This window comes from Microbacterium sp. Z12_35 (assembly GCF_058310475.1).
Genome location: NZ_JBZEGJ010000003.1, coordinates 22,955 through 38,935, shown reverse-complemented (window position 1 = coordinate 38,935; position 15,981 = coordinate 22,955). Strand labels below are relative to the sequence as shown.

Annotated in this window: 14 protein-coding genes; 9 read left to right on the top strand and 5 right to left on the bottom strand. The window is 69.9% G+C overall.

Annotated elements, in window-relative coordinates; all coding sequences use genetic code 11:
* Positions 1 to 36: 36 nt before the first annotated feature.
* The 3 genes from AC4FS1_RS16580 to AC4FS1_RS16570 all read right to left on the bottom strand — a co-directional run bounded on the left by AC4FS1_RS16580 (position 37) and on the right by AC4FS1_RS16570 (position 5,304).
* Positions 37 to 1,512, bottom strand: a complete 1,476-nt coding sequence (locus AC4FS1_RS16580) for a hypothetical protein (RefSeq protein ID WP_491156823.1) — start codon at positions 1,510 to 1,512, stop codon at positions 37 to 39.
* Positions 1,513 to 1,689: 177 nt separating this feature from the next.
* Positions 1,690 to 2,616 carry a metallophosphoesterase gene (locus tag AC4FS1_RS16575; protein WP_491156822.1) on the bottom strand — a complete coding sequence of 309 codons (927 nt, stop codon included), beginning with the start codon at positions 2,614 to 2,616 and terminating at the stop codon, positions 1,690 to 1,692.
* Entirely contained in the window at positions 2,617 to 5,304 is a 2,688-nt protein-coding gene (locus tag AC4FS1_RS16570) for a transglycosylase domain-containing protein (RefSeq protein WP_491156821.1), read from the bottom strand. It lies immediately after the preceding gene.
* A gap of 94 nt (positions 5,305 to 5,398) precedes the next feature.
* On the opposite strand from AC4FS1_RS16570, the gene sp36 reads away from it, so the two are divergent.
* Entirely contained in the window at positions 5,399 to 5,617 is a 219-nt protein-coding gene (gene sp36 / locus AC4FS1_RS16565) for a Sp36 family protein (RefSeq protein ID WP_491156820.1), read from the top strand.
* On the top strand, positions 5,614 to 6,081 hold the full coding sequence (locus AC4FS1_RS16560; protein ID WP_491156819.1) for a RidA family protein: 468 nt from the start codon (positions 5,614 to 5,616) through the stop codon (positions 6,079 to 6,081). Before sp36 ends, AC4FS1_RS16560 begins: the two co-directional genes overlap by 4 nt.
* A 73-nt stretch (positions 6,082 to 6,154) precedes the next feature.
* Here AC4FS1_RS16560 and acs read toward each other — a convergent pair whose 3' ends face one another.
* Both acs and AC4FS1_RS16550 read right to left on the bottom strand, forming a co-directional pair.
* A complete protein-coding gene (acs, locus tag AC4FS1_RS16555) occupies positions 6,155 to 8,125 on the bottom strand; it encodes an acetate--CoA ligase (RefSeq protein ID WP_491156818.1) in 1,971 nt (656 codons plus the stop codon).
* Positions 8,126 to 8,423: 298 nt separating this feature from the next.
* Positions 8,424 to 9,392: an MsnO8 family LLM class oxidoreductase gene (locus AC4FS1_RS16550; protein WP_491156817.1), complete on the bottom strand. Its 969-nt coding sequence runs from the start codon at positions 9,390 to 9,392 to the stop codon at positions 8,424 to 8,426.
* Positions 9,393 to 9,608: 216 nt separating this feature from the next.
* Here AC4FS1_RS16550 and AC4FS1_RS16545 point away from each other — a divergent pair, with 216 nt between their 5' ends.
* The 7 genes from AC4FS1_RS16545 (at position 9,609) to tmk (ending at position 15,894) form a co-directional block, all read left to right on the top strand.
* A complete protein-coding gene (locus tag AC4FS1_RS16545) occupies positions 9,609 to 10,643 on the top strand; it encodes a TadA family conjugal transfer-associated ATPase (protein ID WP_491156816.1) in 1,035 nt (344 codons plus the stop codon).
* The gene (locus tag AC4FS1_RS16540) at positions 10,634 to 11,527 is read left to right on the top strand and encodes a type II secretion system F family protein (RefSeq protein ID WP_491156815.1); all 894 of its coding nucleotides are present in this window, start codon (positions 10,634 to 10,636) and stop codon (positions 11,525 to 11,527) included. The genes AC4FS1_RS16545 and AC4FS1_RS16540 overlap by 10 nt, the downstream gene beginning before the upstream one ends.
* A gap of 41 nt (positions 11,528 to 11,568) precedes the next feature.
* Entirely contained in the window at positions 11,569 to 11,805 is a 237-nt protein-coding gene (locus AC4FS1_RS16535) for a DUF4244 domain-containing protein (RefSeq protein ID WP_491156814.1), read from the top strand.
* Positions 11,802 to 12,146, top strand: coding sequence for a TadE family type IV pilus minor pilin (locus AC4FS1_RS16530; protein ID WP_491156813.1), 345 nt, complete (start codon positions 11,802 to 11,804; stop codon positions 12,144 to 12,146). The genes AC4FS1_RS16535 and AC4FS1_RS16530 overlap by 4 nt, the downstream gene beginning before the upstream one ends.
* On the top strand, positions 12,146 to 12,466 hold the full coding sequence (locus AC4FS1_RS16525; RefSeq protein ID WP_491156812.1) for a helicase: 321 nt from the start codon (positions 12,146 to 12,148) through the stop codon (positions 12,464 to 12,466). The genes AC4FS1_RS16530 and AC4FS1_RS16525 overlap by 1 nt, the downstream gene beginning before the upstream one ends.
* Positions 12,467 to 12,544: 78 nt before the next feature.
* A complete protein-coding gene (topA, locus tag AC4FS1_RS16520) occupies positions 12,545 to 15,262 on the top strand; it encodes a type I DNA topoisomerase (RefSeq protein ID WP_491156811.1) in 2,718 nt (905 codons plus the stop codon).
* Positions 15,259 to 15,894 (top strand): dTMP kinase, encoded by a 636-nt coding sequence (gene tmk / locus AC4FS1_RS16515; RefSeq protein ID WP_491156810.1) that lies wholly within the window; start codon positions 15,259 to 15,261, stop codon positions 15,892 to 15,894. Before topA ends, tmk begins: the two co-directional genes overlap by 4 nt.
* Positions 15,895 to 15,981 lie beyond the last annotated feature (87 nt).

Sequence of the window (15,981 nt, the reverse complement as noted above, 5' to 3'; positions counted from 1 at the left end):
CCCGAATGGAGGGATGCTTCGAACCGGGGCGGCTCCTCAGCCGGCCGTGAATCGGCGCCGCTGGGCCACGTGTGCGAGCAATGCGAGCCCGGCGAGGAGCGCGGCGATGCCGCCCGCTCCCACGCGCGGGCCTGCGCCCTCCCAGAGCCCGGTCGCGGCCAGTGCGCGCGGGGTGTCCTCCGGTGCGGGCGCGGCGGGGGGAGTCGGGACGTGCACGATCTGCGTGGGCGCGGCGAAGTCTTCCGCCCAGCGGTAGTCGCGTTCGAGGTGGCGAGCCACCTCCGGCGCCTGGGCCGAGGCGGCGATCTCCCACACCGCGGTGTAGTACCCGGGCCCGGGCAGCTCCCACCCGGAGGTCACCCGATACGTGCCGCCGCCCTGTGCCGGGTCGGTGATCAGCTCGAGCTCGCCCACCGGGACCGCGTCGGCCGGGATCTCGGGACCCGTCGGGGCGCCCTCGGTTCGGTAGACGATCGCTGTTGCGCGGAGCGCGATGAAGCCGCCGTCGGCGCTCCGCGGCCACACGCCCTCGACCGGGGCGAGCGTCACGTCGTCGACGAAGGGTCCTCCCGTCGCCTCCGGCGCTGCCACCTGAGTCGTGATGCCGGGCGAGAAGACGACAGGCCTCGGCGTGGCATCCGCCGCCTCGACGAAGTACTGCACCGACCCGCCCGGACCCGCGGTGTGCTGCTGACCCTCGGTCGTGAAATATCGGACCGCGGGTGCGATGGTGGCCGACAGAGTCGCAGCCGCTCGCACGGTGAACGGGGCGCCGGTGTCATCCGGCGAGCTCGCGCTGATCGGGTGCGCACTGCCGGGAGTCACACCGGCGAGCTCCGCCGTCCCCGACTCGATGAAGACGGCGTTCTCGAGCGTCACCACGGCGGTTGTGCCCGCGCCGCCGTCGAGCCGGACGGTGCCGCCGCGTGGGTCGGCCTCGTCGGTGGTGAGCGTGAGCGCCGCATCCGAACCGGGCACGATCACCGCCATCCCCTCGGCATAGTAAGCCTCGGCCTTCTGCTGCACTGCGGCGGAATGCTCCGGCGCGAGACGCGCGAAGACCCAGTCGACGGCGCCGGCCAGAGAATCGCCCGGGTACCCCCACGAGTGAAGGGTGGTATCGAGGTCGGCGATCGCTTTCACCGCCCAGCCGACGCCGGCCGCTTGCACGGGGTCGTTCGTCTGGCCATAGGTGGTGATCAGGTGGTTGATCCCCGCGAGTTGTTGCGGCGACAGGCCTGCCGCATCGCCTCGAACCCCGTGGTCGGTGCTCGGGCCGGTCGGGGCGGGGAGCCCCGGGACGATGCAGTACGTGTGCACCCCGTCGATCAGCATCGAGCCGTGCCACCCGTAGGCGGACACCGGCGCCCACGTGCCGAATCCGACGCCCTGGGATGCGGCGGAGGCCGGCGGCGCGGAGAGGAGGGTTGCAGCCAGAACGAGCAGAGCCGCCGCAACCGCACCGATCACGTTTCGACGGCGGCGCGGGTGGGAAGCGGGCACGGAGGTCATGTGGCATCCTTTCGACGGGGTCTCTCCGTCGATGGTGAGGTGCCTCGGGATGCCGCGGTGCCGGGAACGACCCGGTTGTGGACGGTGCCCCACCGGACGCGCCTGGGGAGGAAGAGTGCCGCCGCCGGCGCCCGCCGGCGCACGCCCGCTCGGCGCGAGAGTGGGGGCGGCGCGGGATCAGCGGGGGAGGAGCGTGATCAGCGAGACCTCGGGCCGGCAGGCGAACCGCACGGGCGCGTAGATCGAGTGGCCGATTCCGGCGCTGACGTTCAGCGGCACGGAGCGGCCACCGTGCGTCCATTCGCTCAGGCCGCGCGCCTGGTCGAGCGGGATGTCGCAATTCGCGACCAGCGCGTTACGGCTCCCCGGGATGCGGACCTGGCCTCCGTGCGTGTGCCCGGCGAGCAAGAGGTCGGCCCCGAGATCCGTGAAGGCGTCCAGGACCCGGCGGTACGGTGCATGCGTGACCCCGAGCGAGAGGTCCGCTTCGTCGAGCCGCTCGAGCGCCGCAGTGGTGGCCGGCAGGTCGTCCCAGTCGCGATGGGCGTCGTCGACGCCGAATCCGCGGATGCGGAGACCGCCGACGTTCAGTTCGGCCGCGGTGTTGTCCAGATCCACCCACCCCAGCTCGTCCGCCAGATACCGGTCGAGGGCATCGACGTCGATCTTCTCTGCGGTCGGCTTCCGCTTGGACGGGCCGGAGAAGTAGCGCAGCGGGTTGCGCGGCGAGGGCGCCTGGGTGTCGTTCGATCCGTGCACGAAAACCCCGGGGATTCCGGCGAACGGCGCGAACGCGGAGCGGACGCCATCCAAGCCCTCCACGTGGCCGAGATTGTCACCCGTGTTCACGATGAAGTCGGGCCGGAGGTCGGCGAGCCCCGCGATCCACTCCTGTTTGCGGTGCTGCCACGGCGCCAAGTGGGCGTCGGACAGGTGAAGCACCCGCAGGGGTGAGGCGGTGGGCGGGAGGATGCGAAGCGCGGCATACCTGACCGTGAAGAGGTACCGCTCGATGCCGATTCCCCACACCGCGGCGGACGCGCCGACCGCCCCCACAGCCCCGAGGGCCGTGAGGGCGGTTCGAGCGATCGGACCGGCTACCACTCAGCATTCCCTGGCGGTGACGGCCAGGGTGACGGCAGCGGTTCGTGATGTCAAGGTTCCGGCGGCCGGGGTGGTGCCGGTGGCGACGCCTTCCGCGGGAGCGTTCGGATCAGCAGTGCAACTCGCGGACAGGTTGGTGAAACCCGCACTGCGGAGAGCTCCAGCCGCCTCTTGCGCGTCCATGTTCGCGACCGAGGGGATCGCCGTCGCCTGCCCGTTGCTGGGACTGATGGTGATCGGCGTGCCACCGGGAGCCGACCCCGTGGGATTCTGCGCCGCGATGATGTCGGTCGGCTGATCGGAGTCCACTGGATCGCCCACGACGACTTCCCACCCGGCTTCGGTCAGTGTGGCCCGGGCTTGATCGACGGTCTGCCCGACAACATTCGGCACATCCTTGGTCACGCGGCGGGTCAGATTGTTGTCGGCTGGGGGGAACCGGTCGCCCCCGTAGAACTCGTTGGCGACGCGCTGCACGGCGCGAGCCATCGGGTACCGGATGTCGGCAAGGCGTCGCCCATTGTGCCAATTCCGGAAGATCTCACCCGGGCCTTCGACGGTGCCCGCCCAGGCGGCGGTGGCCACGTTCGTGGAGGATTCCACCATCCAGGACTGCAGTCCTTCGTGCGTCCCAGTCTTGCCGATCAGCGGGGTTCCGTCGTAGGTGTTGCCCTGTGAGCCGGTGCCGCCGTTCATGACGCCGGCCAGCGCCGTCGCTGCGGTAGCGGCGACCTCGGGGGACAGCACCGGCGTGCAGGCGCGTACCGGCACGAGCTCGGGGCGGTCGGTGCCCTCGCTGTCCGTGACGCGGTCGATGACCTTCGGCTGGCAGTAGGTGCCGCCGTTCGCCACGGTCGCGTAGGCGCCCGCCATTGCCAGAGGCGAGACCGCGTCGCTGCCGATGACATTGTTGCCATAACGCATCTCGATGTCGTTGCCGTTGGCGAGGGTGACTCCCATTTTCTTCGCGACCTTCGCGATGTCGCAGAGGTCGAGCTCGGCCGCCATCCCGAGGAACCCGGTGTTCAACGACTGCCGGGTGAACTGCATGGGCGTCCCGGTGTACCCGGCCTGATTGTTGAAGTTTCGGATGCGGTCCTTGGACACGTTGACCCAGTTGCCGTAACACGAGTTCGTCATGTCCGGCACCGGTCGGTCGCGGCCGTTCACGATCTCGTTGAGCGACTTCCCCTGCTCGAGCCAGTCGATGAGAGTGAAGAGCTTGAAGGTCGATCCGGCGTTGAAACCGTCCGAGTTACCGAACTGCCGGTCGCCGGCGTAGACGAGGCTGCTGTAGTTCGGGTCGGTCGCGAGAGCAGCATCTTCGCTGAACAGGGTGTTCTGTGCGATACCGAGCACGCGTCCGGTCTTCGCTTCGACACTGACGATCGCGGCGCCGAACTTCATGCTGGCGACAGAGGTGGGCGCGTAGTCGGTCATCGCCTGTTGGGCGGCGTTCTGGACGTTCCAGTCCAGGGTCGTGTAGATGTTCAAGCCATCCTGACGCAGCGAGCGGAGGCGCTCTTCAGCGGTCGGTCCGAACGACGGGTCCTTGCGGATCACCGAGACGACGTACTGGCAGAAGTACGGAGCGGCGGATGCGGCACATCCCTGTGAGGCCGGCGTGATCTGCGGCGTGATCGGTTCGATGGCAGCGGCCACGTACTGCTCGCGCGTGATCTTGCCGTCGTCCAGCAGCCGGCTCAGCACGTAGAGCTGGCGGCCCTTCGTGGCGCTGTACCCGTCGGCCGCAGCCAGCAGCTGCTCCTGGGTGATGGTGCCGTCCTCGACAAGGGTGTGGAGCCCCTGGATAGTGGTGGGATTGACGTCCTCGATGGAGCCGTCCGGCGCCTTGTTGTACGACACCTCGCCCTCGACGATGCTGCCGCCGGCGCGGTCGATGCGGTACGTGTTGGGGTTCTGCACGATGCCGGCGAGGGTTGCCGCCTGGCTGACGCTGAGCTGCGCCGCGGGGACGTTGAAGTAGTACTTCGAGGCGGCTTCGATCCCGTAGTTCGTGCCGCCGAAGTTCGCGATGTTGAGGTAACCGAGGAGGATGTCGTTCTTGGAATATTCCTTCTCGAGCTGGATGGCGTAGCGCATTTCCTGCAGCTTGCGCTCATAACCTTCGATGCCCGATGCGGTGGTGGCGTCGGTCCAGCAGCTCTGGAGCACCTCGCCGCGCGACTTCGTTTCCACGCCGTCCGCGTCGACCTCGGGGACCGCGTCGCGCTCGCACTTCTGGATGAGCACGTTCTTGACGTACTGCTGGCTGATGGATGAGCCACCCTGCGTCGCGCCGCCGGAGGCGTTGCTCAGCAGCGCGCGCGTCGTTCCGATGAGGTCCACGCCGCCGTGCTGGTAATACCGCGGGTCTTCCGACGACAGGATCGCGTCGTACATGACCGGGGAGACCTGTTCGAACTCGACCGGCTGCCGGTTCTGGTCGTAGAACTGCGCGAGGATCTGGTCGCCGGTCCAGATTGTCGTCGGCTGCATGAGCTTGTCGATCTTCAGGATGCTCGGCATGTTGTCGAAGATCGAGATGGCGCTGGAGGCAGCGGCACCCGAAACGGCGATGGCCGGGGTGATCGTCGCAGTGACGAGCACGCCCGCGACGGCGCTCAGGCCGACGAGGCCGGCGAGACCGCCGAGCACTCCGGACGTCGTCCGTTTCGTATCAGGCATAGGCTTGATGCTAAGCCAAATACCTGGGCGAAGCCTTGATAGGCAGGCGTTCTGGACGCTGTCGTCAGGCATCCTCTCGACGACCGGAGCTGCGATGACCACGTGGGAATACCTCACGGCACCCCTTCTCATCCATAACACCGCCGCGATCCTCAACAACTGGGGAAAGCAGGGGTGGGAGCTGGTGCAGGTGGTGACCGGCCCCGAGGGCGGCCTCGTCGGCTACTTCAAGCGGCCCTCCGGGGGCGGCGGCACCAACGCGGGACTGGGCGCTGCGGCGCAGGCGTCCCAGCAGTTCGGGGAGGGCGCATGAGCATCGCGGCCCGCCTCGACGAACTCGGCCTCGAGCTTCCGCCGGTCTCCGCTCCGGCCGGCGCCTACGTGCCCGCCAAGGTGCACGGCGACCTCGTCTACACCGCCGGCCAGCTGCCGTTCGTTTCGGGCGCCCTCCCGGCGACCGGCAAGGTCGGCGATGGCCACCGCCTCGTTCCCGCCTCGGACGCGTACCAGTACGCCCGCCTGTGCGCGTTGAACGCGATCGCCGCCGCCGCCGACGCGGCGGGAGGGATCGACCGACTCGGCGGCGTCCTCAAGGTCACCGGGTTCGTGGCATCCGTGCCGGAGTTCACCGGACAGCCGGGCGTCATCAACGGCGCGAGCGAGCTCCTGGGCGAGGTCTTCGGCGAGGCTGGCCGCCACGCTCGTTCGGCTGTCGGCGTGCCGGTCCTGCCGATGGACAGCCCCGTCGAGGTCGAGGTGGTCTTCAGCCTCGCCTGACCGCCGCCGCATCCCGCGCCCCACCCGTCCGCCGCCCCGACGCCGACGTGCGGCGCCGGGGCGACGGCGGGCGCTACTTCACCTGCTTGCTGATCACGCTCATCACGGCGGTGTCGGCGAGGGTCGTGGTGTCACCCACCTCGCGGCCTTCCGCCACGTCGCGGAGCAGGCGCCGCATAATCTTGCCCGAGCGCGTCTTGGGGAGCTCGCCCACGATGTAGATGTCGCGGGGCCGGGCGATCGGGCCGATCTGCTCGCCCACCCAGCTGCGCAGCGTCCCGGCGAGGCCTTCGGGGGAGTGCGCCTTGAGGAAGCTCTGCTTCACGATGACGAACGCGACGACCGCCTGGCCGGTGGTCTCATCGGATGCTCCGACCACGGCCGCCTCGGCCGTGGACTCGTGAGCGACCAGCGCCGACTCGATCTCAGCGGTCGACAGGCGGTGCCCCGACACGTTCATCACGTCGTCGACCCGGCCGAGGAGCCACACGTCGCCGTCCTCATCCAGGCGTGCCCCGTCGCCGGCGAAGTAGTAGCCCTTGTCGGCGAACTTGTCCCAGTACGTCTCCTTGTACCGATCCGGGTCGCCCCAGATGCCGCGCAGCATGCTGGGCCACGGCTCGGTGACGACGAGGAGCCCGCCGTTGCCGTTGCCGACGTGCTCACCGGCGTCATCGACCACGTCGATCGAGATACCCGGGAGGGGCACCTGGGCCGAGCCGGGCTTGGTCTCGGTGATGCCGGGGAGGGCCGAGATCATGATCGCGCCCGTCTCGGTCTGCCACCAGGTGTCCACCACCGGTGTCGACTGGCCGCCGATGATGTTGCGGTACCAGACCCACGCCTCCGGGTTGATCGGCTCACCGACCGAACCCAGCAGCCGGAGCGATGACAGGTCGAAGCTCTGCGGCACCTCGCGACCGATCTTCATGAACGAGCGGATCGCCGTCGGCGCGGTGTAGAAGATCGTCACGCCGTACTTCTGGATGATCTCCCACCAGCGGCCGGGATGCGGCGCATCCGGTGTCCCTTCGTACAGCACCTGCGTGGCCCCGTTGGCGAGCGGTCCGTAGGTCACGTAGGTGTGGCCGGTGATCCAGCCGATGTCGGCGGTGCACCAGTACACGTCGGACTCGGGGTGGATGTCGTGCACGACGCGGTTCGTGAACGCCGACTGCGTCAGGTAGCCGCCGGAGGTGTGCAGGATGCCCTTCGGCTTCCCGGTCGTGCCCGAGGTGTAGAGGATGAACAGGGGGTTCTCGGCGGGGAAGGCCTGCGCTTCATGCTCGGCGGATGCCGCGGGCACGGCCTCGTGCCACCACACATCGCGATCGGCGTTCCACTCGACGTCGTTCTCCCCACGGCGGACGACCAGGACGTGCTCCACGGTCTCCTGTGGTCCGCTGCCGTTGCGGTCGGCGAGGGCCATGTCCACCGCGGGCTTCAGCGGCGACACCTTGCCCTTCCGGTACCCGCCGTCGGCGGTGATGACGAGCTTCGCCCCGGCATCGTCGATGCGGGCGCGCAGGCTGTCGGCGGAGAATCCACCGAACACGACCGAGTGGATGGCGCCGATCCGAGCCACCGCGAGCATCGCGGCCACCGCCTCCGGGATCATCGGAAGGTAGATCGCGACGCGGTCGCCGTGACCGACGCCGAGCCCTTCGAGGACGTTGGCGACGCGCTTGACCTCGTCGGTCAGCTCCGCATAGGTGATGCGGCGTTCGTCTCCCGGCTCGCCTTCCCATAGCAGGGCCACCCGATCCCCGTTGCCCGCCTCGACGTGACGGTCGAGGCAGTTGTAGGCGACGTTGAGCTCTCCGTCGGCGAACCATCGGGCAAACGGCGGGTTGGTCCAGTCCAGCACCTCGGTGAACGGCTTGTGCCAGTGCAGCAGCTCGCGGGCCTGGTCTGCCCAGAAGCCTTCGCTGTCCGCGGCGGCGCGTTCGTACAGCTCCGCCGTGGCCACGGCCTCCGCCGCGAACTCCGCCGACGGTGCGAAGCGTCGGGTTTCCGAGAGAAGGTGGTCGATCTGGCTGCTCATGCGCGCTCCTTTGCGGAAGAGTCGCCCGCCGGTGACGAGGATGGCGGCGCGACACGGGCCAATCTAGTTCCGGGGTCTAGCCGCGACTACCTCCGATAGTTGGGTCGGCCGCGCCACGGCGTGTGCGGATTTGCTCCCCCGGGCGATCTGCGTAAGGTGGATGCGGCCCGAACATCGTTCGGCAGACGTGACCAGCGAGCCCCCCAAATATCGCTCGTCGCGTGGCGGCATCCCGTTCCCCCCATGGGATGCCGCCTTCTCTCTTTTCAGCGGTCGGGCGCGACCCTCTGCCGGCGCGTCACGTCTGGAGCGACGCGAGGAACTCATCGGTCGCGCGGACGTCGTCGCGATCATAGGTACTCACACTCGCGAGGAGTTCGGAGGCGCCGGTCCGCTCGAGGAGACCCTCCAGCGCTGCGGCCACCTCATCGGGAGTGCCGCTGATCGCCGCATCCAGCGACGCTTGCACGGCGTCGAGCTTCTTCGGAGCGCTCGTGGACTCGAGCATCCGTCGCACCGTGTCCACCGGCTCGAGGGCACGGAACTCCCCGACCTCACGCGTCATGGCAAACGCCCACGCCTCCGGCAGCAGGAGGTTACGAGCGCGCTCCGCCGTTTCTGCGACAGCGACCTCGATGCTCACCATGAGGTAGGGATCCGGCTGTGTCGAGGTCGGTCGGAAGTCGCGGAAGTAGGCATCGATCGCCAGCGCGTTCTGCAGGATCGGCCCGCCGATCACTGCGGGCAACCCCAGCTCCGCGGCCAGAGTCAGCCCGCCCTTGATCGCGAGCAAGAACACAGGCGGCGGGTCGACGGAGGGTCGGACCGTCATGTCCGCTCGCCTGTCCAAGTACGAGCGGATCTGCTCGACCTCGGCGGCGTACTCGCCGTCGCTCACGGTCATCCGGCCCAGTGCTCGCCGGACCGCAGCGGTGAACCCGAGGGAGCCGCCGAGGCCGATGTCGACCCGCCCCGGGAACAGCGCCTCGAGCAGCAACGCCTGTTCCGCGATCACCAGCGGATTGTGGTTGGGCACCATGATCCCGCCGGTGCCGACGCGGATGCTGCGGGTGCGGGCACCGATCGCGGCGACCAGCACCGTGGGGGCTGCGCTGGCGATGCCGGGAACGGCGTGGTGCTCCGCGGTCCAGAACCGGCGGAATCCGAGCGCGTCGGCGCGCACGGCTCGTTCGACGGTCGTGGAGACGGCGTCGGCGTCGGACTCGCCGCTGCGCGTCCGCGACCTGTCGAGTAAAGAGACGCGCATCGGTCACTTCCTCCGCTTCGAGCGGTGCATTGCATCGTGTTCGGGCGGACGTTGGTTCGCTCCCTTTCGAGAACGCGCCTCCCGTCGCCGCCATTCCTCGCGCGACACCTGGATGTCGCGTCCGGCCGTTTCTCCCCAGGAGATCGTTCGCCGATGCTTTCCACCGATCGTCACGTCGCCCGGACGAGGTTGCTCGGCGGGCCGTAGCGTCGCCGCATGCCCGATGCCTTCGTCGTCTCGCCTCGACGCCCGCGGCCGGCATCCGCGATCCCGGGGCCCGTGCCCCCGGCCGCGCCGGCCGCCCCGGTGTCTCCCGACGCTCGGGATGCCGCGCTGGCGCCCTTCGCGCGGTTTCTGGCGGATTCCGACGTCACCGATCTCTTCGTCAACGGCGCCGACGGCCTCTTCGTCGATCGGGGTGACGGGCCGCGGCCCGTGCGGGAGTGGCGGGCGGCGGAATCCGACGTGCGCGACCTGGCCGTCGCCCTCATCGGTGCGGGAGGGCGCCATATCGACGACGCCACGCCCTGCGTCGACGTCCGCCTGGCCGGCGGGGTGCGCGTTCATGCGGTGCTGCCGCCGATCGCGTCTGCGGGCACGACGATCTCGGTGCGGGTGCCTCGCGTCGTCGCGCCGGACCTGGATGAGCTGCTCGCCCGCGGGCTCACGGACGAGAAAGGCGCGGAAAGGCTGGAGGGGCTGGTGCGCGACCGCGTCAACCTGCTCATCACCGGGGCCGCGGGCTCGGGGAAGACCACTCTCCTTGCCGCGCTGTTGTCGCGGGCGCCTGTCACCGAGCGGATCGTGACGATCGAGGATGTCGCGGAGCTGAGGCTGCAGCATCCGCATCATGTCGCGCTGGAAGCCCGCCAACCGAACCTCGAGGGTGCCGGGGGCGTCGATCTGGCGCGACTGGTGCGTGAAGCGCTGCGGATGCGGCCTGATCGGCTCGTCATCGGTGAGTGCCGTGGGGTGGAGGTGCGGGAGCTCCTCTCTGCATTGAACACCGGCCACGACGGGGGCGCCGGGACGTTGCACGCGAGCAGCCTCACCGACGTTCCCGCCCGGCTGGAGGCGCTCGGTGCGCTGGCGGGGCTGGATGACACCGCCCTCGCGCGGCAGGTGGTGAGCGCCATCGGCTGCGTCGTCCATCTGGCGCGCGACGCCGGCGGGCGGAGGCGCATCGTGGGCACCGGCCGTCCGGTCCTGGACGCCGGACGACTCCGGATGGCGGAGATGCCGTGGACCTGAGACGACGACGCGCGCCCGCCCCGCCGGATGCGGCCGCCACGGCCGACACCGTGCTGCGGCTCGCGGTGCTGCTGCGTTCGGGAATCGCGCCATCCCGGGCATGGACGGTGCTGGAGGATCGCGGCGACCCCGTCGCGGGGCGGGTCCGGGCGGCGGTGCTGCGCGTAGGCGACGTGCCCGGCGCGCTCGCCGCCGAAGGCGGCGCCTGGCGTGAGGTGGCCGCGGCGTGGTCGATCGCGAGCATCGTGGGGGCGCCGCTGTCCGAGAGTCTCCGCGACGTGGCCGCCGCGCTGCGGGACGGTCAGCAGACGGCCGACGACGTGCGCATCGCGCTTGCCGAACCGGCCTCGACGGCGAAACTCCTCGGCTGGTTGCCCCTCGTCGCGGTGGGCCTGGGCATCGCCCTGGGCTTCGACACCGCGGTGGTGCTCACGACGACCCCGTTCGGTATCGGATGCCTCGTCGCGGGAGTCCTGCTGCTGATCGCCGCGCGCCGATGGAACGCCGCACTCGTGTCCCGCGCGGCGGCAAAGCCCGGGATCCCGGGGATGGCCGCGGAGCTCACGGCCATCGCGCTGTCGGGGGGTGCATCCGTCGAGCGGGCGCGAGACCTCGTCGGCGAGGCACGCCCCGACGCCTCGGACCCGGAGGTGGACGACGTCCTCGCGCTCTCCCGGGCGGCAGGGGTACCTGCGGTGGAGCTCCTGCGCTCATCCGCCTGGCTCGCGCGCCACCGCGCCCGCACCGACGGCCGACTCCGTGCCGCTCGGTTGTCGTCGCGACTGCTCATCCCGCTCGGCGTCTGCACGCTGCCGTCTTTCCTGCTGCTCGGCGTCGCGCCGATGATGCTGAGCATCCTCTCCTCCGGCGTACTGACGCTGTGAGGTCCGTCGTGCCCACCGACACCGATTCGAGGAGGATCACCATGTCACTGCCGCCCCTGCCCCCGCCCGCACGAGAACCCACGGTTCCGCTCCGCCCGCTGACGCGTTCCTGGGCGCGGCGGCTCTTCGCCGACGAGGCCGGCGCTGCCACCGCCGAATACGCCATTGCCACGATGGCGGCGGTGGCCTTCGCCGGTCTCCTGGTCGTCATCATGAGGTCCGATGAGGTGCGTGGCATCCTCACCGACCTCATCCGCCGCGCGCTGACGGTCGAATGAGCGCGTGCCGCCCCCGCTCGCTGCTGGGCGAGCGGGGGTCGGTCGCGGCCGAGTTCGCCGTGGTCCTCCCTGCCGTGATCCTCGTCGTCCTTTTCGGCGTGGGCGCGCTGGGCGCCGGTGCCCGCCAGGTGCGGATGCAGGATGCCGCCGCCGACGCCGCACGCCTGGTCGCCCGGGGGGAGGACGCCGGCCGCGCGGCGGCGGTGGTCGCCGCCGCGGGCGGAACGGTCTCGATCGAACCGCGCGGTGATCTCGTGTGCGTCGTCGCTACGGCGCCGTCGCCCCTTCCCGGGCTTCCCGCGGCGTCGGCGACCTCGTGCGCACTGGCGGGAGGCCTCTGATGCCCGGTGTCGCCGCGTCCGTCGGCGTCGTCGGGGTCGCGGCCGTGCTCACCGTGTCGCTGTGTGCGGCGGCTGCCGCATCCGCCCATGCGCAGCGGGTGGCGTCGGCCGCGGATGCTGCCGCACTGGCGGCCGCGGACGCCGCCAGTGGCGCGGTTCCGGGCGTTCCGTGCGAGCGCGCCGCCGAGGTGAGCGCGGCCGTCGGAGTCGCCGTGATCGCGTGCGACCTCGACGTTCTGGTGGCCACGGTCACGGTCTCCGCGCCCTTCGGAATCCTCCCGGCGACGGCCTCCGCGCGGGCGGGGCCGCCGCCGGAATGACCCCCCGCGGCGAGACGGGGCGGATCCGCACCCAGGAAGTCGTGTGTATGGTGTGCAACGAAGAAAGGACGCCCCCACGTGCCAAAGGCAGCGCCACACGGCAAGAAGCTTGTCATCGTCGAATCCCCGACCAAGATGCGGTCGATCCAGGGTTACCTCGGCGACGACTACGAGGTGTTGAGCTCTGTCGGGCACATCCGTGATCTCGCCAGCAAGAAGGAGATCCCGGCCGACAAGAAGGAGGCGTACGGCAAGTACTCGATCGACGTCGACAACGACTTCGACCCGTACTACGTCGTCAACGATCGCAAGACGAAGACCGTTGCCGAGCTCAAACGTGCCCTCAAGACGGCCGACGAGGTCCTGCTGGCCACGGATGGTGACCGCGAGGGTGAGGCCATCGCGTGGCACCTCCTCGAGGTGCTCAAGCCCAAGGTTCCGGTCAAGCGCATGGTGTTCCACGAGATCACCCAGGACGCCATCCGCGAAGCCGTCCAGCACACCCGCGAACTGGACACGTCGCTGGTGGACGCCCAGGAGACCCGCCGTGTGCTCGACCGCCTGTACGGCTGGGACGTATCGCCCGTGCTGTGGCGCAAGGTCGGCTCGGGTCGCGAAGGCACGGCGCTCAGCGCCGGCCGCGTGCAGTCCGCCGCGACCCGCCTGGTCGTTGACCGCGAGCGGGAGCGCATGGCCTTCATCTCGGCCTCGTACTGGGATGTCGAAGCATCCGCGGTCAAGGGCGCCGAAGCGTTCACGACGCGTCTCGCACGCGTGGACGGGGCGCCACTGGCGCGTGGCACCGACTTCGATGACCGCGGCGCGCTGAAGAAGGCCGTCGTCGCGCTGGACGAGACCGCTGCCCGGGAGCTCGCCGACGCGATCGCCGCCGCGGGAGCCGCCTCCGTCACGAGCGTCGAGGCGAAGCCGGGCACGCGCAGCCCCAAGCCTCCGTTCACGACGTCCACCCTTCAGCAGGAGGCAGGTCGGAAGCTCTCGATGAGCGCCAAGCACGCGATGAGCGTCGCCCAGCGGCTCTACGAAAAGGGCTACATCACCTATATGCGTACCGACTCGACCGCGCTGTCCGCGCAGGCGGTCAAAGCGGCGCGCGCGCAGGCCGTCTCCCTCTACGGTGACCGTGCCGTGCCGCCGAACCCGCGCGTGTACCGCAACAACTCCAAGAACGCGCAGGAAGCGCATGAGGCCATCCGGCCGTCGGGTGAGGTCTTCCGCACCCCGGCATCGGTGGCCGGCGGACTCGACCGCGACGAGCAGCGCATGTACGACCTCGTGTGGAAGCGCACGGTCGCCAGCCAGATGTCCGATGCGAAATACGAGACCACCACCGTCATCCTCAGCGTCCAGGCCGGGGAACGCGTCGCCGAATTCACCGCATCGGGCACTGTCTACACCTTCAAGGGCTTCCTCGAGGCGTACGAAGAGGGCCGTGACGAGAAGCGCAGCGACGCCGACAAGGCCGATGACCAGTCGCTGCCGGCGCTCGCCGTCGGCGATTCCCTCCAGATGCGCGACGTCGAGCCGAAGGGCCACGCGACATCGCCCAAGCCCCGCTACACCGAGGCGAGCCTCGTCAAGGCGCTCGAGGAGAAGGGCATCGGACGCCCCTCCACCTTCGCGAGCATCATCGATGTCATCCTCGACCGCGGGTACGTCACCAAGCGCGGACAGGCCCTCGTACCGAGCTGGCTGGCGTTCAGCGTCGTGCGCCTCCTCGAGGAGCACTTCGCAGACCTCGTCGACTACGACTTCACCGCCGCGCTCGAGGACGACCTCGATGCGATCGCCCGCGGCGAGCAGAAGCGCACCGAGTGGCTGCGTTCCTTCTACTTCGGCTCCGACGAGCAGGTGGGGCTCCGCAACGTCGTGGACAACCTCGGCGAGATCGACGCGCGCGAGCTGAACTCCACGCGCATCACGGACTCGGCGACGCTCCGCTTCGGCAAGTACGGCCCGTATCTCGAGGTGCCCGACGCGACGAACCCCGAGGCGCGGCGCATCGTCAACATCCCCGAGGACCTGGCGCCCGACGAGCTCACCCCCGCAAAGGTGCAGGAGCTCATCGACGCGCCGGTCGCCGGAGACCGCGTCCTGGGGGAGAACCCTGAGAACGGCAAGCTCATCGTCGTGAAGGACGGCCGGTACGGACCGTACGTCCAGGAGGTCGACCCCGAAGACCCCGACAACGTCGACGAAGCCACCGGCGAAGTCGTCGAAGCGCCGAAGAAGGGGAAGACGAAGAAGGATGCGGCGCCCAAGCCCCGCACCGCCTCGCTGTTCCGCTCGATGTCGGTCGAGACCATCGACCTCGACACGGCCCTGAGACTCCTCACCCTCCCGCGCATCGTCGGGGCCGATCCCGAGGCCGGTGAGGAGATCACGGCTCAGAACGGTCGCTTCGGCCCGTACCTGAAGAAGGGCACCGACTCGCGGTCGCTGGACAACGAGCAGCAGATCTTCGACATCACGCTCGAGGAGGCCCTGGCCAAGTACGCCGAGCCGAAGTACGGGGCACGCAAGGCGTCGAGCGCACTCAAGGAGTTCGACAACGACCCCACCAGCGGCAAGCCCATTCGCCTCCGCGACGGCCGGTTCGGCCCGTACGTGACCGACGGGGAGACGAACGCGACCATCCCCAAGGGCGAGAACGCGATGGACGTCACCTTCGAGCGTGCCGTCGAGCTGATCGCCGACAAGCGTGCGAAGGGACCTGCGCCCAAGCGGACGACGCGGAAGGCGACCACGACGCGGAAGGCTCCGGCCAAGAAGTCGTGACCGAGCACGCCGCATCCGGCCTCTTCGTCACGCTCGAGGGTGGTGACGGGGTCGGCAAGACCACGCAGGCTCGTCTGCTCGAGGACTGGCTGACGGGGGAGGGGCGGACGGTCGTGCGCACCCGGGAGCCCGGCGGCACCGAGGTGGGCGTCCTCATCCGCGACATCGTCCTCCACCACCGCGGTGACATCGCGCCGCGCGCCGAGGCGCTGCTGTACGCAGCCGACCGCGCCCATCACGTGTCCACCGTGGTGCGCCCCGCTCTCGAGCGCGGGGATGTCGTGCTCCAGGACCGGTACCTGGACTCTTCGGTGGCGTACCAGGGCGCCGGGCGCGTGCTCGATGGCGAAGAGATCCGCAACCTCTCCCTGTGGGCGGCCGGGGAACTCCTCCCGGATCTGACCGTTCTGCTGGACCTCGACCCCGCCGCCGCCCGCGCGCGCCTGAACGCCGCCGACAAACCGTTCGACCGGCTCGAAGCCGAGCGCGAGGAATTCCACGTCCGCGTACGCGAGGCCTTCCTCGGGCTCGCCCGCGCCGAACCCGAGCGCTTCCTCGTGCTGGACGCGGCCCGCCCGCCCGGCGAGATCGCGGCGGCCATCCGAGAGCGCGTCGGCTCCCTCCTGCCGTGACGCCGAACGTGCACGGTCCCGCCCCCACGGCGGGAAATGCGGGCGATTGAACCCCGGCGATCCCCACTCCGGAGGCGACGGCAGGGT